This window comes from Photorhabdus kleinii (assembly GCF_025384885.1).
Taxonomy (GTDB): Bacteria; Pseudomonadota; Gammaproteobacteria; order Enterobacterales; family Enterobacteriaceae; genus Photorhabdus; species Photorhabdus kayaii.
In genome coordinates this window covers 1-24,047 of the sequence record NZ_JAJAFY010000051.1, presented here as the reverse complement: position 1 = coordinate 24,047, position 24,047 = coordinate 1, and the positions used below count along the sequence as shown (strand labels likewise).

Annotated in this window: 24 protein-coding genes; 10 read left to right on the top strand and 14 right to left on the bottom strand. The window is 40.8% G+C overall.

The annotated features are described in order from the left end of the window. Positions 1-25: 25 nt before the first annotated feature. Positions 26-319 (bottom strand): BufA1 family periplasmic bufferin-type metallophore, encoded by a 294-nt coding sequence (locus tag LG003_RS18915; protein WP_113042734.1) that lies wholly within the window; start codon positions 317-319, stop codon positions 26-28. A gap of 214 nt (positions 320-533) precedes the next feature. Between LG003_RS18915 and LG003_RS18910 the strand changes: the two genes are divergently transcribed. After that, positions 534-665, top strand: a complete 132-nt coding sequence (locus LG003_RS18910; RefSeq protein ID WP_255566984.1) for a hypothetical protein — start codon at positions 534-536, stop codon at positions 663-665. 478 nt (positions 666-1,143) lie between these two features. On the opposite strand, the gene trpS is transcribed toward LG003_RS18910, so the two are convergent. From trpS to pilM, 11 genes are all read right to left on the bottom strand, one after another. Next, the gene (trpS, locus tag LG003_RS18905) at positions 1,144-2,181 is read right to left on the bottom strand and encodes a tryptophan--tRNA ligase (protein WP_262981379.1); all 1,038 of its coding nucleotides are present in this window, start codon (positions 2,179-2,181) and stop codon (positions 1,144-1,146) included. 4 nt (positions 2,182-2,185) lie between these two features. Continuing rightward, positions 2,186-2,890 carry a phosphoglycolate phosphatase gene (locus tag LG003_RS18900; protein ID WP_262981378.1) on the bottom strand — a complete coding sequence of 235 codons (705 nt, stop codon included), beginning with the start codon at positions 2,888-2,890 and terminating at the stop codon, positions 2,186-2,188. Next, positions 2,880-3,560, bottom strand: coding sequence for a ribulose-phosphate 3-epimerase (gene rpe / locus LG003_RS18895; protein WP_112878415.1), 681 nt, complete (start codon positions 3,558-3,560; stop codon positions 2,880-2,882). Before rpe ends, LG003_RS18900 begins: the two co-directional genes overlap by 11 nt. Positions 3,561-3,620: 60 nt before the next feature. Next, a complete protein-coding gene (gene dam / locus LG003_RS18890) occupies positions 3,621-4,433 on the bottom strand; it encodes an adenine-specific DNA-methyltransferase (protein WP_112878414.1) in 813 nt (270 codons plus the stop codon). Between the two features lie 84 nt (positions 4,434-4,517). Beyond that, positions 4,518-5,444 carry an SPOR domain-containing protein gene (locus LG003_RS18885; protein ID WP_112878413.1) on the bottom strand — a complete coding sequence of 309 codons (927 nt, stop codon included), beginning with the start codon at positions 5,442-5,444 and terminating at the stop codon, positions 4,518-4,520. A 181-nt stretch (positions 5,445-5,625) separates the two neighbouring features. Next, positions 5,626-6,714 carry a 3-dehydroquinate synthase gene (gene aroB / locus LG003_RS18880; protein WP_112878412.1) on the bottom strand — a complete coding sequence of 363 codons (1,089 nt, stop codon included), beginning with the start codon at positions 6,712-6,714 and terminating at the stop codon, positions 5,626-5,628. A gap of 47 nt (positions 6,715-6,761) precedes the next feature. Beyond that, positions 6,762-7,283 (bottom strand): shikimate kinase AroK, encoded by a 522-nt coding sequence (gene aroK, locus LG003_RS18875; RefSeq protein WP_036779445.1) that lies wholly within the window; start codon positions 7,281-7,283, stop codon positions 6,762-6,764. 370 nt (positions 7,284-7,653) lie between these two features. Continuing rightward, positions 7,654-8,688, bottom strand: a complete 1,035-nt coding sequence (pilQ, locus tag LG003_RS18870) for a type IV pilus secretin PilQ (RefSeq protein ID WP_262981377.1) — start codon at positions 8,686-8,688, stop codon at positions 7,654-7,656. Next, positions 8,681-9,226 (bottom strand): hypothetical protein, encoded by a 546-nt coding sequence (locus tag LG003_RS18865; RefSeq protein ID WP_112878410.1) that lies wholly within the window; start codon positions 9,224-9,226, stop codon positions 8,681-8,683. The genes pilQ and LG003_RS18865 overlap by 8 nt, the downstream gene beginning before the upstream one ends. Further along, on the bottom strand, positions 9,213-9,764 hold the full coding sequence (locus LG003_RS18860) for a PilN domain-containing protein (protein ID WP_262981376.1): 552 nt from the start codon (positions 9,762-9,764) through the stop codon (positions 9,213-9,215). Before LG003_RS18860 ends, LG003_RS18865 begins: the two co-directional genes overlap by 14 nt. 2 nt (positions 9,765-9,766) lie before the next feature. After that, positions 9,767-10,597 (bottom strand): pilus assembly protein PilM, encoded by an 831-nt coding sequence (gene pilM / locus LG003_RS18855; RefSeq protein ID WP_262981375.1) that lies wholly within the window; start codon positions 10,595-10,597, stop codon positions 9,767-9,769. A gap of 119 nt (positions 10,598-10,716) precedes the next feature. Between pilM and mrcA the strand changes: the two genes are divergently transcribed. Continuing rightward, positions 10,717-13,245 (top strand): peptidoglycan glycosyltransferase/peptidoglycan DD-transpeptidase MrcA, encoded by a 2,529-nt coding sequence (gene mrcA, locus LG003_RS18850; protein WP_262981374.1) that lies wholly within the window; start codon positions 10,717-10,719, stop codon positions 13,243-13,245. A 42-nt stretch (positions 13,246-13,287) separates the two neighbouring features. Here mrcA and nudE read toward each other — a convergent pair whose 3' ends face one another. Then, a complete protein-coding gene (gene nudE, locus LG003_RS18845; RefSeq protein WP_112878406.1) occupies positions 13,288-13,836 on the bottom strand; it encodes an ADP compounds hydrolase NudE in 549 nt (182 codons plus the stop codon). 351 nt (positions 13,837-14,187) lie between these two features. Between nudE and LG003_RS18840 the strand changes: the two genes are divergently transcribed. From LG003_RS18840 to pckA, 4 genes are all read left to right on the top strand, one after another. Then, complete coding sequence (locus tag LG003_RS18840; RefSeq protein ID WP_262981373.1) at positions 14,188-16,320, top strand: intracellular growth attenuator family protein; 2,133 nt, start codon at positions 14,188-14,190, stop codon at positions 16,318-16,320. 57 nt (positions 16,321-16,377) lie between these two features. Beyond that, complete coding sequence (hslR, locus tag LG003_RS18835; protein ID WP_262981372.1) at positions 16,378-16,794, top strand: ribosome-associated heat shock protein Hsp15; 417 nt, start codon at positions 16,378-16,380, stop codon at positions 16,792-16,794. Positions 16,795-16,816: 22 nt separating this feature from the next. Next, on the top strand, positions 16,817-17,689 hold the full coding sequence (gene hslO, locus LG003_RS18830; RefSeq protein WP_262981371.1) for an Hsp33 family molecular chaperone HslO: 873 nt from the start codon (positions 16,817-16,819) through the stop codon (positions 17,687-17,689). A gap of 214 nt (positions 17,690-17,903) precedes the next feature. Further along, positions 17,904-19,523, top strand: coding sequence for a phosphoenolpyruvate carboxykinase (ATP) (gene pckA, locus LG003_RS18825; protein WP_262981370.1), 1,620 nt, complete (start codon positions 17,904-17,906; stop codon positions 19,521-19,523). A gap of 47 nt (positions 19,524-19,570) precedes the next feature. Here the strand turns inward: pckA and LG003_RS18820 are convergent, their stop codons facing one another. Beyond that, complete coding sequence (locus tag LG003_RS18820; protein ID WP_262981369.1) at positions 19,571-20,266, bottom strand: pirin family protein; 696 nt, start codon at positions 20,264-20,266, stop codon at positions 19,571-19,573. 718 nt (positions 20,267-20,984) lie between these two features. On the opposite strand from LG003_RS18820, the gene LG003_RS18815 reads away from it, so the two are divergent. From LG003_RS18815 to LG003_RS23540, 4 genes are all read left to right on the top strand, one after another. Beyond that, positions 20,985-22,322 (top strand): sensor histidine kinase, encoded by a 1,338-nt coding sequence (locus LG003_RS18815; RefSeq protein WP_262981368.1) that lies wholly within the window; start codon positions 20,985-20,987, stop codon positions 22,320-22,322. Further along, positions 22,322-22,948 carry a response regulator transcription factor gene (locus tag LG003_RS18810; RefSeq protein WP_262981367.1) on the top strand — a complete coding sequence of 209 codons (627 nt, stop codon included), beginning with the start codon at positions 22,322-22,324 and terminating at the stop codon, positions 22,946-22,948. Before LG003_RS18815 ends, LG003_RS18810 begins: the two co-directional genes overlap by 1 nt. 107 nt (positions 22,949-23,055) lie before the next feature. Then, a complete protein-coding gene (locus tag LG003_RS18805; RefSeq protein WP_262981366.1) occupies positions 23,056-23,547 on the top strand; it encodes a GlcG/HbpS family heme-binding protein in 492 nt (163 codons plus the stop codon). 359 nt (positions 23,548-23,906) lie between these two features. Further along, positions 23,907-24,047: hypothetical protein (locus LG003_RS23540; protein ID WP_390894151.1), on the top strand; the 141-nt coding region annotated here is incomplete at its 3' end.

Genomic DNA, 24,047 nt, shown 5'->3' with positions numbered 1-24,047 from the left:
TATGAGCTCCTGCCTGATGCCAGAATTACGCTTCTTTAAATGCGTCCAGTTGACCAAAACCAGTTGGGGAGGTCGGAGACTTCATTTTTACGCAGGAACCCGCCGGTACCATTTTCCAGGCATTACCCTGATAATCCTTTTTTGAGGTACCAGCACAGGTGGTGCCTGCGCCTGCTTTACAGTCGTTTTTCCCTTTCAGAGAAACGCCATAGCATTTCTCCATTTTGCTGCCGGAATCCGCCATTGCTGAAGTGCCTACCGTAATCAGTGCGCTGCCTAAGGCTAGGGCCAGTAATGCTTTTGTCGTTTGTTTAGTCATAGAACGTTCCTTTTATATTGGTGTAGAAGGTGAATTACTGCTTCGCTGAAACGAGCATTTGCTTCACTCGATTAGTCGCACCGCACATCAATTTCTTACAGTGAATATGAGAAAAAAAATGATTTTTTTATAGTTAACTGATTTTTAATGACTTATTTTTGTGAATCAGATATTGGTCTGTACAAGGAATAGGCTTTTTTAGGATGTTTTCCGTATGTTCATCGTAGTAGGCATGAAAGTGGGGTGGGTTGTGATAGTCATAGTACATCGGTATCAGGGTGACAAAGAACTTCCGATTAAACCGAATAAAAATCAGGTGATTAAAAGTGGTAAAAACAACGGTTAAAACCTTATACTATTAAAATTAAAACTAAATAACTTTCCAAAATGGTGCTACACCTTATCTACTAACAACCCTATGCATAACAATGGGTTGAAGGAAACCACGTGTAGCGGAATTATGAAACCTTATTTAGAGGGTAAAACAACGACCTTTAATAATGGCTTAAAATTTGCCTGTCATAAAACTATCAATGGAAAATGAGAAGCAAAAATTGGTTTTGTTAATGGTTATATTCCCCGAAAAAAGTAAATATGAATAGGTTAATCAGGTAATATATTTTCCAAAATGAACCGCTTTAATAATATTTTCAACCGCAGAATAAACTTTTTAATAAACCAGTTAAATAATCGAATATGAAAAATCGGAATATCTTAAATAGGTCAGTTTAAGCTTGCTTTATACTGTTTTAATTTGTCCAATCGTATTGCTTTTCTGTAGCCTGAAATGTGCACGTGGTGAACGTGCACATTTTATCTCTTAATTAAGGGTGAGCAATAAAACCAACAGCTTCATACACTTTATCTAGCGTAATCTGAGCGCGGGCTTTTGCCTTCGCTGCACCTTCTGCCATGATTCTGTTCAGCAGGATTTCATCATTACGGAAATAGTGGAAACGCTTTTGTAACTCAGTCAACATACCGGAAACTGCATCAGCAACAGCACTTTTTAAATGACCATACATCTGGCCTTCAAATTCTGCTTCCAGTTCAGGAATGGTTTTGTCAGTAACACCCGCGAGGATATCTAATAAATTGGAAACACCCGGTTTTTGTTCCAGATCATAGCGAACACGAGGAGGTTCTTCTGAATCTGTGACTGCGCGTTTTATCTTTTTAGCGGCTGATTTTGGATCTTCCAACAGAGCGATAACGTTGTTACGGTTATCATCTGACTTGGACATTTTCTTTTCTGGGTCTTGAAGGGCCATAACACGGGCACCACCGGTTGGGATAAACGGCTCTGGTAAAGAGAAGATATTGCCGTAGATGGCATTAAATCGTTGAGCAATATCACGGCTCAATTCAAGATGTTGTTTCTGATCGATACCTACAGGAACCTGATTTGTTTGGTATACCAAAATATCCGCTGCCATCAGTACAGGATAGTCAAACAAGCCTGCATTGATGTTTTCGGCATGACGAGCTGATTTGTCTTTAAACTGAGTCATGCGGCTGAGTTCACCGAAATAAGTATAACAGTTTAGAACCCAGCTTAACTGAGCGTGTTGTGGGACATGAGATTGGACAAAAATAGTACTTTTCTCTGGGTCAATGCCACAAGCCAGGTAGAGAGCTAGTGTATTCAGAGTGCGTTTTCTCAACTCTTTTGAGTCCTGGCGGACTGTAATTGCATGTTGGTCAACAATGCAATAGATGCAGTCATAATCATCCTGCATTTTAACCCACTGACGTAACGCCCCCATATAGTTACCGATGGTTAGTTCACCGGAAGGCTGTGCGCCGCTGAATACAATAGGTTTTTGGGAGTTTAGTGTTTCAGATACAGTGGGTTTATTCATTTTATTATGCTTCCTGAAGTTTTAAATATGGGAGTCCAATTATGGATAGCAGATCCGAAAAATTCGTTAATATGCAATCTGGATTGCTTAATGCAATAGATTCACCGTAGTTATATCCATAAGTTAAACCAACACAAGGGCAACCAGCCGCTTGTGCTGCTAAAATATCATTACGGGAATCACCGACAAAGAGCAGTTCTTCCTTACGCAGTCCGAATGTGCCCATTGTTAAATAAATAGGTGCCGGATGTGGCTTTTTCTCTTTAACATCATCACCACCTAACACTAATGAAAAATATTCACTGATGCCTAAAGAAGCCAGCAGAGGAGCAATGAAAGGTGTTGGTTTATTGGTGATGATACCCATTGGCAAATTGTGTTTTGCCAGTTCAGCCAATGTAGCTTTGACTTCTGGGAACAGTTGACTGCCTGTTGTTACAGTTGTTTCATAGAATCGATCAAATAGCTCACGGGTTTCTTTATGCAGTTGCGCGGTCAATTTGACTCTGGCCCATGTCAACGCCCGTTCGACCATAATGTCTGCGCCATTACCTACCCAAGCAGCAACCCGCTCTTTTCCCGCAGCAGGGAGATCTTTGGCTAACAGCGCTTGATCCAGTGCATCAGCCAAACCATCGGCGCTGTCTACCAGTGTGCCGTCCAGATCAAAAGCGATAGCACGAATACCTTTTAATACCTTACTTGCCATGAGATACCTTTGACAATTCACTACGCATATTATCAATAACAGTTTTGTAATCAGGCTGATTGAAAATAGCTGAGCCAGCAACAAACATATCTGCTCCCGCGGTTGCTGCTGCGGCAATGTTGTTAGCTTTAATGCCACCGTCTACTTCAAGACGAATATCATAACCGCTTTCATCAATGATTTTACGAACCTGACGCAGTTTCTCTAGTGTTCCAGGGATGAAAGATTGGCCACCGAAACCGGGATTTACCGACATCAATAGAATGATATCCAGTTTATCCAAGACATAATCAAGATAACTCAATGGAGTTGCAGGATTGAATACCAAGCCAGCTTTACAACCATGCTCTTTGATCAGTTGTAAACTGCGGTCAATATGCTCGCTGGTTTCTGGGTGGAAGGTAATGTAAGTTGCTCCTGCTTTGGCAAAATCAGGGATGATGCGGTCAACCGGTTTTACCATCAAATGGACATCGATTGGTGCAGTGATGCCATAATCTCGTAGAGCCTGGCAGACCATAGGCCCGATAGTCAGGTTAGGGACATAATGGTTGTCCATCACATCAAAGTGAACAACGTCAGCCCCTGCTGCCAGCACCTTAACTGTATCTTCACCCAGCCGCGCAAAATTTGCAGATAAAATGGATGGGGCAATCAGAAAGTCTTTCATTATCTTCTCCAAATCGTTTCTATCATCCCTTAATTGCCAGGCAAAAGGGGAGTGGATAAATCAGCGATATAATGCCAAAAGTTCGTCTACCTTACTGCGGGCAAGGATATTCCTGCTGATAGTACGACGTGCTTTGACAATATGAAGTGAAGCCTGATAGTACCATTTTCGCGTCATTGGCGTATCGTGGTTGGATATCAAAACAGGAATTGCACGTTCTGATGATAACTTAAATGCAATATTTGCCAGATTTTCCTGATCTGCAACGTTAAAACTATTGGTGTGATACGCCGTAAAGTTCGCTGTTGCTGACAAAGGAGCATAAGGAGGATCGCAATAGATAACTGAGCCTTTATGTGCTTCGTTCAACGTGTGTTGGTAGTGCTCACAGATAAAAGTCGCATTTTGGGCTTTTTCAGCAAACCAGTGTAATTCTTCTTCGGGAAAGTAGGGTTTTTTATAACGGCCAAAAGGTACGTTAAATTTACCATGAGAATTATAACGACAGAGGCCGTTGTAACAATGGCGATTGAGATAAAGGAATAACACGCTGCGATGGAACGGGTCAGTGCTTTGGTTAAATTGCTCTCGTAACTGATAAAAATGTTCGGCTGTATTGTATTCTTGGGTAAACAGAGGCTGTGTGTGGACGATAAACTCATCAGCCCTGAGTTTTACTGTGTTGTACAGGTTAATCAGGTCACTGTTGATATCAGCGAGGATATAAGAATCGTAGTCTGTGTTCAAAAAGACAGAACCTGCGCCAACAAATGGCTCTATCAGACAACTACCGGCTGGCAGATGACGTTTGATATCATCTACCAACGGGTATTTTCCACCGGCCCATTTTAAGAAAGCGCGTTTTTTTTTCATGCTGTCAATTAATTACTCAATCATTCCAGAGCCGCAGATTGTACTCTGTTTAGGACAGCATATCAGCGCCTAATAAATATTGTTTTATTTTCTTAGGTCTTGTTGCACTTGCTGCATCGTTCTAACCCAAGGTTTTTTCGCCTGAATCTCGGCTGGTAGAGATGAAACGGCCCGTTTGGCTTCAGAAACGGAACGGTAATCACCATGAATTAAAACAAACCAAACTTTTCCATTACGTTTAGTTTCATAAACTTTGTAATGGGTAAGATTATGCTTTTTAGCAAAAGCGGTCAGTGTATCTGAGCGGCTGGCACTACTTAATTGCAAAGTGTAGTGGTTTGCCGGGGTTTTTAATTGATCACTACTGGTGCTACTGACCACATTGTTTTTACTGCTAGCATGACTTGTCGATGGTTTTGATTTAGCTGGTGTTTCTGATTTCAGTGGACGGATATTTTCTGATTTCTGCTGTACCACCGGTGGCGGTGTTACTGGCAGTGATTGTTGGGTTTGATTCAGATTCTGTACTGCGTGATTTATATTACTTTGTTGTTGAGTCAGTGCATCAGGAATATTTCCTGATAATTCAATGCGCTGATTTTGGGTTTCGCCATTGTTAGTTTGAAGCTGATGAGGTTGAGTTGAAGTACCACTGACAGGAGGAACATTGATTTCCTGTGGTCTGTTGATTGTATCTGTAGTGGTATTCTCTGATGTTATGGATTGATTGTCATCGTTGCTGGATGATGAACTTGATAAATCAATATTCTTCTCGGCAACATTTGGCGATTGCTGTTTTTCATGTTCAGTTGGGGCTTTTAAGGCAGAACTGATAGCAATAATCAGCAGTAGCAGCACTAAAATCCCAATGCCGAGCATCATTTGCTGACGTGAAACCGCAAATTTGGGTTTGTTTAATGGCTGACGCGAGCGTGAAGGACGGCGATCTGAGGTATCTGGCCTAAACTCGTTATTTGCTCTTTGTTCATTTTCTGATTTGAATTCGTCCATATGCCCTCCAAACAGAGCCAATACTGCCAATTGCAATTGAAGTCAGTCCGGCAGGCTGACTTAACGAAGATAGAAATTTGTCTGATAGAGTCGTTATTTTATGACACAACAACCAGATGGATGCAAAAAAACATTTAATTTAATGCTATAAGCATACAACTTACTTAAAATTTACACACTTTCATAGTAAACACTGACGGATAGCGTCAAGAACACAGTTGTGTTCAATATCTGAGCGAAGATCAGCTTTACCTATTTTTGTTGGAAGAACCAGTCGTAATTTACCTGCTATAACTTTCTTATCTCGCATCATATGTGGGAGGTAGGCTTCTGGTGGCATGTTTTGTGGCCCGCGTACAGGCAGATTTGCCCGCTCCAACAATCGGATAATACGTTGAGTATCCTGTTCAAAGAAATTATCAACAAGTTGAGCTGTTCTTGCAGCCATGACCATTCCGGCGGCAACTGCTTCCCCATGTAACCAGACACCATATCCCATTTCTGTTTCGATGGCGTGACCGAAGGTGTGACCAAGATTCAGTAGGGCACGCAAGCCACTCAATTCTTTCTCATCTGCTGCGACAACTTCAGCTTTCAATTCGCAGCAACGACGGATGCAGTAAGCCATTGCTTGGTTGTCAAGAGCCAGGAGTTTATCCATATTATCTTCAAGCCAACTAAAAAATACGCTGTCGAGAATGATACCGTACTTGATGACCTCAGCCAGACCGGAAGAGAGTTCGCGGGCTGGAAGCGTTTGCAGGCAATTAAGATCGACCATCACAGAGACTGGTTGATAGAATGCACCTATCATGTTCTTGCCAAGGGGATGGTTTACTGCGGTTTTTCCTCCGACAGAGGAATCAACCTGGGCAAGAAGGGTGGTAGGCATTTGAATAAAACGGACACCACGTTGATAACAGGCAGCGGCAAAACCAGTTAAATCACCGATTACGCCGCCACCGAGAGCGATAAGCGTTGTGTCCCGGCTGTGGTTATTTTCCAGCAAAGCAGAAAATACGTCATTTAATACGGAAAGAGATTTGTACTGTTCACCATCAGGTAGAACTACTTCATCTACCCGAATCCCGGTTTGCTGTAAGATAGCTTTTACTTTTGCCAAATACAGCGGAGCTAGGGTTTGATTTGTCACCAGCATAACTTGCTGGCCTGCTTTTAATGGTGCAAAAGCAGAAGGATCGTCAAATAACCCTTTTGCAATGGTAATTGGGTAACTACGTTCCCCTAAAGTGACAGTGATCTTTTCCATAAGCAGCCTTCGCCTTAATTATTTATCGCTGTACAGACTTGCTTAAATCAGTTCTTTTCCAGTAACTCAATGATTTGGTTAGCGACAACTTTAGCGCTTTGTTCATCGGTACGGATAGTGACGTCAGCAATTTCCTCGTATAGAGGGTTACGTTCGCTTGCTAAATTTTCTAAAACTTCGCGTGCTGGTGCATCGACTTGAAGTAAGGGGCGTTTTTTATCGCGCTGGGTGCGTGCTAGCTGTTTTTCAATGGTGGTTTCCAAGTAGACCACGACACCACGGGCAGACAGACGATTACGGGTTTCTCTGGATTTCACAGAACCTCCCCCAGTCGCCAGTACAATGCCTTGTTTTTCAGTGAGTTCGTTAATCACTTTTTCTTCGCGTTCGCGGAAGCCTTCTTCGCCTTCCACATCGAATACCCAGCCCACGTCAGCTCCGGTACGTCGCTCAATTTCTTGATCGGAGTCGTAAAACTCCATATTGAGTTGCTGAGCTAACTGACGACCAATAGTGCTTTTGCCGGCACCCATAGGCCCAACCAGAAAGATATTACGTTTCTCTGCCATGTTTTTGGTATTACTAAGACTATTCGTTAATGATAACCCGCCCCGCTAATCAAAATCAGCAGCGGGACCTAAACTGAAACCTCATGAGCGGTAATGTGAGATCAGATAACAAAATTATCTCAGTACATCAGCCAGTTTTGCAACTATATAAATCAACGACGAGCTTTTTGTGACGGAAGCTCTGGTTTCATTGGCTGATTATTGTGATGTTAAACCCGACCACTCAATTAGTTAACTCTTGTATGCTAAATCGGACTCAGCGTCAAATCTATAAACAGGATTAGTTGGAAAAATCTGCGCATCATCATACGGAACAGTTAAGTTTTTTAGACCCAACTCACTGATATAATAGTTATATTTTTATTTTTGATCAAATGTCCATCAATTGAGGTGTAATAAATATGACTAACTCACGTCGGCTGTGTTTATGACCTTTTTGGTTGAATAATGAGCCAATTAGTGGGATGTCCGATAGATAAGGGACCTTCTGGGTTTGCTCGCCTTTTTTCTGTTGAAAAATTCCACCGAGAATAAGTGTTTCACCATTTTTTACAGTAATTTGAGTTATTATTTCCTGTTTGTCGATGGTTAAATTCTCACCTCCTCCTTGACTTATTGAGATCCCTGGCATGTTTTGACTGATTTTCAGAGAGAGCCTGATTTTGTTTTTTCTCAGTATATGGGGTGTGACTTCCATTCCTAGTACGGCTTCTTTAAATTGCACGGTACTTTTCTCTTTTTCTTGGCTGATGTAAGGAATATCAGAGCCTTGCTTGATGCTGGCTAACTGTTGATGTGAGGCGGTTAGTCTTGGGCTAGCGATAATATCTAGTTGGTTTTCTTGTTCTAAGGCACTGAGCTCCATTTCCAGTAAACTGGTGTGAATGCGGGCAATATTAAACGCAAATCGATGCATGTTATCGTTGGCTGCTTGGTTGATATTGAGGCGGTTTATACCAGTTGATGTATTAATCTGCTCTCCTATCGGCATACCCCAGTAAATGCCGAGTTCATGTAATGCTTCTCGGCTACTGGTCACGATATGTGCAGTAATCTGCACTTGCTGCTGTGGTGTATCTATCTCTTTCAACCAGCTTTTTATCTGTGCGATGGCGATGGGGGTATCCTGTAAAATCAAACTGTTAGTTTCAGGATCAAAATCAACTTTACCTTCTTTTGTTATCAGTGCGGGCGTATTTTGCCTGAGATTCATGGCGATTCTTTCTGCATCTGCATATTGTAATACGGTTGAGAGGGACTGAATTTCGGTCTCATTGACTGATTGATCAAATAACTCAACCGATTGCTCTTCTGGCTCTATCATCGGGGGAGCAAAAGGATTTCTTATTTCTGCAACAACAATAGCGGGCAGAAAAAGGATAAACAGAATAAATTTTTTAGTCATAAAATTCCTCATGTGAGGTTTCTGACAGGGTGATTTTGACGTTTAGAGATTCACCTGATGGTGAAATGGAAAGCTGTTTAATCAGCAGTGGTGGATATAACGCTTGTAACGCCTCAAGAAAACTTAGCATCTGTTCGTAGTTCAAACAAATTGTGATTTGCCAGAGCGTTTTTTCCCCTTCTTTTTTACGTTGCCACTCAAGAACTTGCGCGCCAGAGTTTATCAATGGCTGTTGTAATTGTTTTATTGTGGTAATTTTTACCTCATTTTGTCGCGGCTTACTGAGTACATTTTCTATTTGGTTGATGTGTTGTTGTATATCTTCCAATATCGGTAGCTGATTTAGTCGTTCATTGGCTGCTTTGGTATTGATTTGTTGAGCTGCTATTTTTTGTGTCAGGCTACTTCGCTGTTCAATTCTTTCTTGCCAGAAGAAAAGATAAAACAGAATCAGAAATGGCATGATAATAGCTTGCTGCCAGATAAAGAGCAGCCAGGTTGGTTTGGCAAACCACCATAGATAGTCACTTTTTATCATCGGATATCTCCGTCTGCCAGTTAGCGTCAATAATAAATTGTCTAATTTGTTGTTCGGTAGTGGTCATCTTTTTTAGTTGAATTCCAGACAATTGCCCGTTGTTTTCAAGATTATCCAGCAGAGACGTCATACTGGAATAATCCAGACTATTAGCAACCAGTTTTAATTGACCTGCCTGATCATCGAAAGCGGTTAACCAACTTCCTTCCGGTAATAATTCAGGTAATTCATTGAATAATTGCCAATGTTGTTGGTTCTGTTTCAGCCACGTTTGTTGTTGTTTTAATTTATAGGCCAGTTTGTTGTGAAGATTAACCGCCTCCTCTGTCTGAGTTATCTGTTGTTGCAAATATAATTGTTGCTGGTTGAGTTGCTGCCATTGTCTTTGATACTGGTTAATCGTTTCCTGTTGTTTTAATAACATCCAGACGAGCACTGTCAGCCACAACATCAATTGCAATAAGAGAAGAATCGCCCACCAACGATAACGATGTTTTAGCCGGGTTTGGCGCCAAGGTAGAAAATTAACCTGATACATCGTTACTTATCATCCGGTCTGAGTGCTAAACCACCAGCTATCACATATTCCATCAGTTGGATTGGCAGTGGTGGTTGATAGTGACGAAATGCTGTCAACATATCCCAAGAGTAAGTTCCTTCAGGTAGGGCTTCTTGTTGGTAGCTACTGTAGTAAACAGGCTGTTCAGCCATAGATGAAGCAAATAATTGACGGATAATCTGCTGTGGATAAACAGCTGTATTTGCTGATACTAGATCATAAGCGAAGGGGACATTGGCAGGAGATACCCATAGCCAACCAGATTGTTGCCTGTGTAACAGCCAACTATCAGCGGGAACGCCAGCATATTGCGCTATATAGCGTAGGGCACAGGGGGCAATATCAATGGCGTCTGGAAATATTCCTGCTTGTGCAAGACATTGTAGCCAGAGGTTGAGATCTTTCTGGCGAGCGGCGCTGATGTAGGCGTTTTGTTCAATAATACGGTAATCCAGCGCTAGTTCTCGGGTGTTAAAGGGAAATTGTTTCTCGGCACTGGCGTTGATAAACCAGCCTTGTTCCGGCTCTTTAAGATTGATATCTGGAGGTAAAATCAGACTCTTCTGCAATGTTTGTTGTACAGGTAGGGCAAGTCTGAAACTGATTTTTTTAGGTAATTCTTGGCGCCATTGATTTAAAATATCACATAATATTTCTGGCCGTTGTAAACGGCCCTCTGGCATGACAGCGTCAGATAAAAGATATTGCCAGCAGTGGCGAAGCTGCCAGCCATCTCGGCGTTTTATAGCTGCGACGGCGCGAAGGATGCCATTTTGGATGTCCAATCCGACATACCATTTTGGTGAATACATATATCGATCTCCATATCAGTAATTTTAATAAAAGACCATATTCAAGGTGCTGTGTAACCTTTATACTACGCGCCGATTGTTTATAAACCACCCGACTAACATGGCATGGGAAATTTCAGGTGAAGTTCGTAAAGTATTTTCTAGTCTTTGTCGTGAGTTGCATTTTTCTGGGAACGGCCTCGATTTTTGGTATGTACAAATATATCGAGCCTCAGTTACCTGATGTGGCGACATTAAAGGATGTTCAATTACAGACACCAATGCAGGTGTTCAGTGCAGATGGCGAGCTTATTGCCCAATATGGTGAAAAGCGCCGTATGCCTCTTGAGCTGTCCGAAATTCCACCCATTATGGTGAAGGCGTTCATTGCCACGGAGGACAGCCGTTTTTATGAACATCACGGGGTTGACCCTGTAGGGATTATCCGGGCAGCCTCTGTCGCGATGAGTTCAGGTCATGCATCACAAGGGGCAAGTACCATTACTCAGCAACTGGCGAGAAATTTCTTTCTCACTCCTGAGAAGACGTTGATGCGTAAAATCAAGGAAGCTTTTCTGGCCATCAGGATTGAGCAATTGCTGAATAAAGATGAGATCCTCGAACTCTATCTTAATAAAATTTACCTTGGTTACCGGGCTTATGGTGTTGGGGCTGCGGCTCAAGTTTATTTTGGTAAGAGTGTCAATGAGTTGACACTGAGTGAAATAGCCATGATTGCTGGTTTGCCAAAGGCACCTTCTACGTTTAACCCGCTTTATTCTTATGGCCGAGCGATTAACCGCCGGAATGTGGTTCTGAGCCGTATGCTCAATGAGGGCTATATTACTCAGCAGCAATATAATCAAGCTAGAAGTGAAAAGTTGGTTGCTAATTATCATGCACCTCAGATTGCTTTCTCTGCGCCCTATTTGTCCGAGATGGTGCGTCAGGAGATGATTGAGCGTTATGGTGAGAATGCTTATACCGACGGTTATAAAGTTTATACCACGATTACCCGTAAACTTCAGTTAGCTGCCATGGATGCGGTTCGTAATAACCTCATTGATTATGATGTGCGTCATGGCTACCGTGGGGCGCAGGAAGTTTTGTGGAAAGTGGGCGAACCTGCTTGGGATCGAGAACAGATTGTTAAGAAGCTTAAGACTTTGGCTAATTATGGATCATTAATGCCGGCTGTGGTGACCAGAGCGGGTAGTGCTCAGGCGATAGTGATGTTGCCTGATGGCAGTAGTGCGGAATTGCCAATGGCGGGTGTCCGTTGGGCCAGAAAGTTCAAATCTGATAGTGCGCAGGGTGCGGTTCCTCGTAGTGTGAATGAAGTGGTTCAAGTTGGTGAACAGGTTTGGGTTCGGAAAGTAAAGGATATTTGGTGGTTGGCACAAGTGCCGGAAGCTAATGCTGCTTTGGTCTCTATTGATCCGAATGATGGTGCTGTGAAGGCGCTGGTGGGTGGGTTTGATTTCAATTTGAGTAAATTTAACCGTGTCACTCAGTCATTACGTCAAATTGGTTCTAATATTAAACCATTTCTCTATACCGCAGCGATGGATAAAGGGCTGACATTGGCTTCATTGCTGAATGACTTACCAATCAGTCGTTGGGATGCAGGAGCCGGTACTGACTGGCGTCCGAAAAACTCACCACTGACTTATGTTGGGCCAATCCGTTTGCGTCAGGGATTAGGGCAATCGAAGAACGTCGTGATGGTTCGAGCAATGCGAGCAATGGGAGTCGATTATGCCGCTGATTACCTGCAACGATTTGGTTTCCCGGCACAAAATATAGTACGAACAGAATCTCTGGCTTTGGGCTCGCCATCATTCACACCAATGCAAATGGTACGAGGGTATTCGGTTATGTCCAATGGTGGCTATCTGATCGATCCTTACTTTATTACTAAGATTGAAAACGAAGATGGCGATGTTCTCTTTGAGGCTAAACCTAAAATTGCATGTCCGCAGTGCGATATTCCAGTAATTTATGGGGATACGGTACGTTCAATCGAACTTTCTGAAAACTCGATTGAGAATGTTGCTCAATCTCATGTCAGCCAACAAGAGATATTGCCGTTACCTGAATTGGAAAGAGCTCCGGTAATTGATAGCCGTGAAGGTGCGCAAGAATATGCTCCTCATGTTATCAGTACTCAGTTGGCATTTTTGATCCATGATGCTTTGAATAGCAATATCTTTGGTGAGCCGGGTTGGTCAGGTACGGGTTGGCGTGCTTCACGCGATCTGAAACGTCGTGATATTGGTGGCAAAACTGGGACAACTAATAGTTCAAAAGATGCTTGGTTCTCAGGTTATGGGCCAGATATTGTCACGACGGTTTGGATTGGTTTTGATGACCATCGTAGAAGCCTTGGCCGTACAGCAGCCAGTGGCGGTGAGGCGGGTGCTAAGAGTGCGCAGCCAATTTGGGATGATTTTATGAAAATTGCGCTGGAGGGGGTTCCTGAAAAAGAAGTTACACCTCCTCCGGGGATTGTTTCTGCCGTGATAGATCGTAAAACAGGTAAACTTGCTGGCGGCGGCGGAGATACCCGTAGTGAATACTTCATTGACGGCACTCAACCTACAGAGAGTGCGGTGCAAGAAGTTGGCACGACTTTAATTGAGAATGGTGAAAGTCAGGAGTTATTCTGATGATAAAACAGGCACAACGAAGCGCTGTTGTGCCTGTGAACTTCAACGGTGTGTTAAGTATTTTTGTGCCAGAAATAGGGCGCAGACATTGCGTGCTTCGTTGAAATCACCGTGATCCAGTAATGACATCATATCTGCTATCGGCCAACGTATTTGTGGTAGTGGTTCAGGTTCGTCCCCTTCCAGGCTTTCTGGATAGAGATTTTCGGCAATAACAATGTTCATTTTGCTGGAAAAATAGGATGGGGCCATAGTGAGTTTGGCTAATTGTTCTATTTTTCTGGCACCAAAGCTGACTTCTTCTTTTAATTCACGGTTAGCTGCTTCGAAGATACTTTCCCCAGGGTCGATCGCGCCTTTAGGAAAGCCCAATTCGTACTGCTCAATGCCGACTGCATACTCACGAATAAGTAACAATTCATCCCCAATGACCGGGATTATCAGAACAGCTTCCCGATTGGCCGGACGCATCCGTTCATAAACGCGTTTTACACCGTTACTAAATTCGAGATCAACTGACTGAATATGAAATAAACGTGAATGGGCAATGTCCTCTATGTTTAGGATTTTAGGGTTTTTCAGGTCATTCATAATTGCCCCTGATGGTTTAATATTGGTTGAGTTGAGTGCCTGTGCATTATTACGTCATAAATTATTTCATTAACCTTAGATTTTATGATGAAATTAGGTACACTCCATAGCTTGACTAAATATGGCTGATTATTTTGATAAATGATAGTGATTATCGCTGGTTATTGTTGTTACTGTTATCTTTATCCTCTTTGGAAATAGATCTATGTTGTATATAGTTTAGTGCGTTATTATGTAGCTCATTGTAAAATAAATTAAAAAAATAAATAGAAATAACCTAATTCAGAACTTAACGTGTAGTTGCTAATTTGCAAACAACAATAGCAAGATTGTCATAGGTATAGGGATAAAATGAGAGTAACAGTCGTTATATTGGCTATCTTGATAATTAGCCTGATTGTCATGGCTTCCTTTCTGATTTTCAAATGGAAGCTACATGATAGCGCCCGTTATCTGCCTTCTGTTGCTGAACCAACTTATCGTAAACTTAATGCTGATGAATACCAGGCTATTGAATGTTATTTGAATCGAGTGTTGCCGGCAGTTGTAACAGACCGTATTAATAAAACAAGTTGGCCAATTCTGATGGGTAAAAATGATATGGTTTATACTATCTGTCATTCTATTACCCGGTTTTCTGTTGCCTCAGATGAACGACATAGCTGGCGTTATTATATTGATATAGCAGAAATTCATTTGCCGTTTTTCCTTGAGCCTTTTATTAAACAGCAGAATATTATTGATGTTGTTCACACCGCGACAATACCACTGGTTGTTTCGATTAATGGTCACTTTCTGAAAGATTTTCAACAGGATTTTCCTTCTGCTCCGGTAATCTCAGATATATCTCATCAGCAGGCATCGATCCAAAAAAATGGTGAAACTAGCGTAAAGTTACAAAATATTCGTAAAGAGACATTGGAGGAATACCGGTTGAATCACTCATCGGGTATTTGGGAGGGGGGATTTTTGTGTTTCGGATTTTTCATTTGGTTTCTTGCGTTACTTTCACCGGCACTGCTTTTGCCGTGGCTGATGTTGATTGCAGGTAGTTTAGTCGTTGTCAGTTTTTGGCCATTACTTTGCCCACTTTCAATATGCAGGCGCCAGGATATTCACTGTCTTACCGGTATACCAAAACGATGGGGATTATTTGGCGAATTTGAACAAGGACAAATGAGTAATATTTCTCTTGGTGGGATTGATTTAATCTATCCTCCTCATTGGGAGCCCTATGTTGCTCACTATTTTGATCAGAAAACCAATATTGATATTTACACTAACGGTCAGGTAGTCAGGCAAGGGCATTATCTCTCTTTGCATGATGAAGAGAAAAATTACCCTTATCGTCGTTATGGAAAAAATCTCATGATGATCGTTAGCTGCTTGCTTATTATGTTACTACTCTATTTTTATCAGCCAGTTAATGTACCGATGAAACTCAGTTTTGCTTGGTTGCGTGGCAGCATCACAAAAGTTATCACTGACGCTGATATGATAGAAGGGATGGAATTGCGAGTTGGGGATATCCTAAAAGCAAAAGGGATTGGTATGTGTTATATGCCCCCAAACAATATGAACGGTAAAGGCGACACCTATTTTTCTCCGTTAGATTGTTCGGGGATATATTGGAATAGGGTTAATCCACTGCCAATACCAGAATCAGAAATTATAGAAAATGCAGCTAAACTGATCGCGACTGTCAATAAACAATTACGTTTACAGGAAAATGACGATGTAATAAATTCAGACCTTACTCAGGAGATTTTCAAATCTAGTATGATCTTATTGGAAGATTTCTCTGATATTGTATTGAAAACTAAAAAATTATGTGAAAAAGAAACAGATTGTTTACGATTGAAAAATGCTTTGGTTAACCTGGGTAGTGCTATTGATTGGCTAACTTTGTTAAAGAATGCAGAAAGTGGCAAGCTGGATGGCACTCATGTTTTATTGCGCCCGGCAGGTGCTGAAGCTTTAGGGAAATTGGTTGATGCGACGACATCATCATTTATCTACCGGGAAATAGATAAAGTTGCAATGCTGCTTAATAGCCCTTCTCCTGGCGGTGTTCTACTTATCAGTGATGAAGGCAAACAACTGGTTGAATATATAACGCCAGCCATCATCTCTTATGACCATAGTGCCTTGGAAGATCATAGTGCGTTAGAACAATGGCGTGAGTTACAGCGGTTATCGGATATGGTATTGCAAACACCCTTTGAGACAACGGGAATTGTCATGGAATTGTCCGTAGATAGTAATGGAACCCGCCGGATTGTGCTGCATAGTGAACTAGATACCATGACACTTGCTCGTTGTATTGGTACCACTATTTTATTCTTGGCTCTTTTTACGACCTTAATCATTAGTTTTGTGCTGGTTATTAAGAAAAATCGGCAGAATAAACAACGTATAAACAAAATCAGTCAATATTACGATAACTGTTTTAATACACTTTTTCCGCCTACGCATTGGCGATAATCGACAATGGCATGTTAGGATTTATTTTATTTGTCGAAGCTGATAGTGAGAGGAAAAATGAAGGGTAATTCAGACTCCGATCAAGCTGTCCGTCTGGATAAGTGGCTGTGGGCGGCTCGTTTTTATAAAACACGGGCTATTGCACGGGAAATGATAGACGGTGGTAAAGTTCACTATAATGGTCAAAGGAGTAAACCGAGTAAATTGGTTGAACCAAGGGCTGAAATTAAACTGCGTCAAGGTAATGATGAACGTATAGTTGAAGTTCTTGCACTAAGCAATCATCGGCGCAGTGCGCCGGAGGCGCAGCAACTTTACCAAGAGACGGAAGCGAGTATTGCTAACCGGGAAAAAATGGCAATTGCTCGAAAAATGAATGCATTAACTATGCCTCATCCTGATCGCCGACCGGATAAAAAAGAAAGACGCACGCTGATTAAGTTTAAAAACACTAAATTAAGTGGGCAGGAATAACTTGCTCGAATGAGAGATATTTATGTTTAAACACGACCAATTACACCGCTTTTTATTTGAGAATTATTCTGTACGTGGTGAACTGGTTTTAGCCAGTGAAACTTACCAGCATATTTTGGAAAATCATGACTACCCGCAGCCGGTACAGCAATTATTGGGAGAACTGTTGGTAGCAACCAGTCTATTAACTGCAATACTGAAATTTGATGGTGATATTACGGTTCAGATTCAGGGAGATGGCCCGGTCAAACTGGCAGTGATTAATGGCAATCATCAGCAACAAATGCGTGGTGTCGCTCGTGTTGATGGATTAGTGACTGAAAATAGCAGTTTGAAACAGATGGTTGGTACTGGCTATATGGTTATTACCATTACGCCAACTCATGGTGAGCGTTATCAGGGAGTAGTTGCATTGGAAGGTGAAACACTGGCGAATTGCCTTGATGATTATTTCAGACAGTCTGAACAGTTACCTACTCGTCTATTTATCCGTACTGGCATTCAGGATGGAAGAGTTTCTGCTGGTGGTATGTTGCTACAGATTCTGCCGACGGCGGAACAGGGGTGTACAGAAGCTTTTGATCATCTGGCGCAACTTACTGCAACCATTAAAGGTGAAGAGTTATTTTCATTGGAAGTTAAGGAGATCTTGCACCGCCTTTATCATGAAGAGGATGTCATATTATATGAACCGCAAGCGGTCGAATTTCGTTGTACTTGTTCTCGCCAACGTTGTGCTGACACATTAGTTACACTTTCCGATGAGGATGTTAATCATATTTTGCAGAAAGATGGCAACATTGATATGGAGTGTGAGTATTGTGGCACGCATTATATTTTTGATGCTGATGATCTTGCTGCAATCAGAACAGAAAAAAAGAATCGGCTCCATTGATATTCTATCTAAACAAATTTTCTCACCTCTTAAGGCGCGGATTCGCGCCTTGCTATCAATATCCATCATATTCAAAACTGCTTTTGTGCCTTTGGCCCCAGATTAAACTTAAAAAAATAGTGGGTTTTCAATTTTTTGATAACTATCGCTGTTAATTAATCATAACTATTTATTATTGCTCACAGAAAAAGCGTGACTACCCAGGAGCAATAACATGAGTGTTAAAGGTATTACCCCGCAGGAACTCGCGGACTATGGAATCCATGATGTTAATGAAACTATTTATAATCCAAGCTATGAGTTGTTATTTTCAGAAGAAACCAAACCTTCACTCGAAGGCTGCGAGAGTGGCACTCTGACCAACCTGGGGGCTGTGGCTGTCGATACGGGGATCTTCACGGGGCGTTCCCCCAAAGATAAGTACATTGTTCGTGATGATGTCACCCGTGACACTGTATGGTGGGCTGACCAGGGAAAAGGTAAAAATGATAACAAGCCATTACAGCAGGAAACATGGACATATCTGAAAGGTTTGGTAACTAAACAGCTTTCAGGCAAACGTTTGTTTGTAGTTGATGCTTTCTGTGGTGCTAATGCAGATACACGATTGAAAGTCCGCTTTATCACAGAAGTTGCGTGGCAGGCCCACTTTGTTAAAAACATGTTTATCCGTCCGTCAGATGAAGAGTTGGCTGAGTTCAAACCAGATTTTATTGTGATGAACGGTGCAAAATGCACCAACCCGCAATGGCAAGAGCAGGGTTTGAACTCTGAAAACTTTGTTGCGTTTAACCTGACAGAGCGTATGCAGCTTATTGGTGGTACCTGGTACGGTGGCGAAATGAAGAAAGGGATGTTCTCTATGATGAACTACCTGTTGCCACTGAAAGGCATTGCTTCGATGCACTGTTCTGCTAACGTGGGTGAGAAAGGGGACGTTGCGGTCTTTTTCGGCTTATCTGGTACAGGTAAAACCACACTTTCTACTGATCCAAAACGTAAGCTGATTGGTGATGATGAGCACGGTTGGGATGATGACGGTGTATTCAACTTTGAAGGTGGTTGTTACGCGAAAACCATCAATCTGTCCAAAGAAGCGGAACCTGATATCTACAATGCGATTAGACGTGATGCGTTGCTGGAAAATGTTACTGTACTGACAGATGGCACGGTTGATTTCAATGATGGTTCAAAAACTGAGAACACCCGTGTTTCTTATCCTATCTACCATATTGAAAACATTGTTAAGCCGGTTTCCAAAGCGGGTCATGCAACTAAGGTCATCTTCCTGACTGCGGACGCATTTGGTGTGTTACCTCCGGTATCTCGCCTGACACCTGAACAGACTCAATATCACTTCCTATCTGGTTTTACGGCAAAATTGGCAGGTACCGAACGTGGTGTGACTGAACCAACACCTACATTTTCTGCTTGTTTTGGTGCTGCATTCCTGACTTTGCATCCAACCCAATACGCGGAAGTGTTGGTAAAACGTATGCAGGCAGCAGGTGCTAAGGCTTATCTGGTAAATACTGGCTGGAACGGAACGGGTAAACGGATCTCGATTAAGGATACCCGTGGAATCATTGATGCCATCCTAAATGGTGATATTGAGGAGGCTGATACCATTACATTACCTATTTTCGATCTAGCGGTTCCGACAGCGTTGCCGGGTGTGGATACCGATATTCTTGATCCACGTAAGACTTATGCAGATAAATCTCAATGGGAAGAGAAGGCGAAAGATTTGGCTCATCGTTTTGTCGACAACTTTGATAAATATACCGATACCCCGGCGGGGGAAGCTTTAGTGAAAGCAGGCCCTAAACTGTAATTGTGAATTTTTTAGCCTCATCCGTTAGGGTGAGGCTTATTTGATATTTATATTGGAGGAAGGTCAAACAACAATATTTCACTATCACTGCTGGTGCTAAGTTGAAGATTGACTTCATCTCGAATAGCCAGACCATCGCTGGTGGTGGCTTTGACACCATTAACCGTTACTTCGCCACGAATGACTTGAATCCATATATAACGGCTTTTTTCTGTAACATATTCGGTGGTTTCGTGATCCTTAAGTACCCAACGCCATAAAGTCATATCCTGAAATACTTTCATTGAACCATCCCGGGCATCAGGCGAGAGCACCAATTGGCGGCCTTGTACATCATCAAAACGGCGTTGTTCATAGCGCGGTGTTAAACCCGTTTTACTTGGGATGATCCAAATTTGATACAGATGCAATTGGCTATCACTGTTCGGATTGTATTCTGAGTGGCGAATGCCGGTACCTGCGCTCATAATTTGGAATTCACCAGCAGGTACTCGCTCTTTATTTCCTATACTATCCTGGTGTTCAACGGCACCAGAAAGAACATAGGTCAGTATTTCCATATCCTTATGCGGATGGGTACCAAAGCCTTGACCTGCTTTGATGAAATCTTCATTAATGACTCTCAATGCTGAGAAATTCATAAAATTAGTATCGTAATAGCTGGCAAATGAGAAGGTATGCCAACTAGTTAACCAGCCATGATCGGCATGGCCACGATCTGAGGCTTTGCGTAAATGGATCATATTTAAATCTCCTCAATGGTTCTTACAGTCTAATTGAGAAGAGATAGCATTAAAGCTTAAAAATCTGACTTAAAAATTCAAATATTTTAAACAAAGGGTGATTGGATTAATTAATAAAAAGAAGCCAGCACTTGGCTGGCTAAAGTAAACACTGGAAGCAATGTGAGCAATGTCGTGCTTTCATCTGTACCCTGAAGGCAGTTCATCTGAAAGCGATACGAATGATAATAATTATCACTATCGATTGTAAAGTGTTTTTTCTGGTCAAATATAGAATAATGGTGAAGATTTATCTCAATTATTTGATAAATATTGCTATTTTTTTAGATATCGGTGTGATGCCCAAGGGAAAGAAAACCCTTTCATCGAGTCGATTTATTAGGTGATTACCTTAGATTATTCAGTAAATTTGACATGATATTAAGAGCTTTGATAGGGGGCACCGAAACCCTTATCTGGGGTCTATCTATCGAAATAATTTGATCAGGGGCATGAAACATGCTTAGACAAAATAAGCTAGAGCTGGAGTTTCATTTACCATAGGCAACTATTTATTTTAAGAAATGTTTTGATGAAATAATTACGCTATAACGAATTTTAATATGCTGCTCAATGCTAAATGTTCTCTAAAATTCAACTCATTCTGTTTAATAGCCGTTTCTTTTATATATTCTGACTGTATTTTAACGTCATGAAAGATATCTTTTCAGGTAATCATATGTGGCATTTTTTGGCGTGGGTTGTGTTAACAGGTTTGACTATTTGGGGAATGATTAATCATTCACTAAATCAGAATTATCAACAACAAACAGTTTCATTTAATATTCTTTATCGAGAGCTGAGTGAAAAGCTGGCACAACATGACGCGATTGTATCACTAACGAATACTAATATCGAATTAGATCAGTTACAGGAAAATTTTCCACAAATCGTCGGATTACAAGAGATGCCAATGAATGTATTAATATTCCCTATAATCAGTGAAGAGGGAGAGGGAAGATATTGGCTTAATAGTAAACGCGATAATATCCGGTTATTAATAGATCTTAATATCTTAATGAAAGATCTATCATTATTTTCACAATTTCGAATGGTACAACTGGATTGGAATAATCGCCCATTGATTACGTATGGGTTGGAGAAAGAGCACTATTTTTGGAACTGGGAGAAAAAGTTAGCTAATCGTTTTCAGCCTTTTGTGCTTAAAGTGGGTAACGATCAACAATGGTTTAGACTTCCGTGGGGCTATATTGCTTGTCTGAGTTTTTTATGGGCAGTAATTATCTGTTTTATCTTTTTAATTCAGAAGAATAAAAGATTGAGGAAAATTTCTGATTTACGAGCACATTTCTTTGAATTTACCCGCTTAAATACAATGGATGAAGTGGCAACCGGTGTTGTTCATGAATTAAATCAGCCTTTGACGGCGATTATGAGTTATAACCAAACCGCGTTGAGGTTAATGAAAAAGCAGCAATATGATAAAGTGACGCCAATACTGGATTCATCGATTTTGCAAACTCAACGCATAGCAAATCTATTAACGCAATACCGTCAAAAACTGACGACTGGTAGTATTATTTTACAACCTGTGAATATTCAAGCGATATTAGGTCGAGTTGAAGTATTACTCGAAAATGAAATTAAGGCCGGTAAAATCAAGATAATAAAGCATATTTGTGATGAATTGCCAATGATATCTGCTGAGCCATTGTGGATTGAACAGATATTTCATAATTTAATCAGCAATGCTATTCAAGCACAGCAAGAGCAAGGTAGGTCAGAATATCAAAGTTGGATCTGTATCGATATCAACTATATTAATGAAATGATAAGAATCACGATAACAGATGGTGGCCCTGGATTAAGTGATGAAGCTTTAAAAAACGTGTTTATTCCATTCTTCACAACACGCCAACAAGGTATGGGATTGGGAATGACGTTAACAGAAACATTAATTCATAAACTTGGTGGTGATATTCATGCTGAAAATTGTGAAACAGGGGGAGCGCGTTTTATTATTTGGTTACCAACTAATAAAGGTAAGGAGAAATAATGGCGGCAGTGATTTATCTTATTGATGATGATGAAGCGATCCGTGACTCATTATCTATGTTATTAGAAACAATGAATTGGCAGGTAAATTCATTTCCTGGTGCGCAAGAATTTCTTGATGAAATTGGTAGTAAGAATATCGCAGCGCTTCAGGGATGTATTTTATTGGACATTCGTATGCCGGGAAAACCTGGATTGGCATTGCAGGCCGATTTATTGAACCTCAATAGTACATTACCGGTCATTATCATGACTGGACACGGAAATATTGATCTTTGCCGTCGAGCTTTTAAAAATGGCGCTTTTGAATTTTTAACCAAACCTATTGATGCGGATTTACTCATTGAAACGGTTTCAAGTGCATTATTATTTCATCGGAAAGTATTTAAGCAACGTCAGATATATGAGCAATTGAAAACGAAATTTAGCCAGTTATCTGAACGTGAAAGGGAGGTGATGAAAATTATTTTAGAAGGTAAAACCAGTAAACAAATTGCGCAACAATTGGTGTTATCACCACGTACTATTGAAGTTCATCGTGCTAATATATTTCATAAATTGGATATACACTCTTTACCGCAGTTAGTCAAAGAGTATGAATTATTTAAGTCATTATCTTATGACTAAGTATTTCTACTGAGTTGAATAAGTAATTGACCGAATAGCTATAGCCGATAAACCTCATTAAGTTAGAACAGGATAATTCATCAACTTAAACTTAATGAGGTTTACCTATGAAACACTCTCTTTTCTATACTGTTCTGGCCGCAGGTTTATTCGCTCAATCTGCTTTTGCTTCATCACTAATTACCGAACGTAATATTACCCTTGAGATAGCAAATAAATTAGCTTCTGAAGCAATTCAGTCTTGTAAATCGAATAATTATAACGTGGCGGTTTCTGTTATTGATAAAAGTGGGGTTTTGAAAGCGGTTCAGCGTATGGATAAAGCTGGGTTGCATACCGTTGAGGCGAGCAAAATGAAAGCTTATACCGCGTTATCTACCCAGAGAACGTCAGAGGACGTCATGAAAACCGCACAATCAAATCTTGGTGCTCAATATTTAGGGGATATTCCAGGCCTCCTATTACTTGGTGGTGGTGTTCCAGTTAAATCTGGTGATGAAGTGATTGGCGCAATTGGTGTTGGCGGCGCACCGAGTGGTTCTTTAGACCAACAGTGTGCTTTTGATGCGATTCAGAAAATTTCATCAGAGTTATCTTAATCATAATGATTTATAATGTATGTAGGGGTAATAATGATGAATTAATTCTTTATTTCTGTTCATAATTGCGATATTCGTTATATTGATATTAGGAGTGTAGAATTTAGATTTAATATCTTTTATTATCGTACTTTTTACAAAGGCAATAACTGGATTGAAGTTATTGCCTTTCATTTTAAAATAATTGGAATAGGCTATTTGGAGGGTTTTATTTATTTGATTTTCTATTATTTAAATTTAGTTAGATTTAAAGATATGTTTCTGAATTGTCATTTTATAACACTATAATGTCGTTATCTCTATGGTTTATATTCTGTCATTTAAGTTGTTTATGAAACTCTATTGCATTACGGTTATGAATTATAAGAAATTCTACATATCAAGATATGCAATCTTATATTAATTCTCCCGATTATAATCTTATTTTAGGCTATTGTTTTGGTCGTAATGATCAAGCTTTACGTTTTTACACAGGTGCGGGTTCTGTAACAAGTTACACT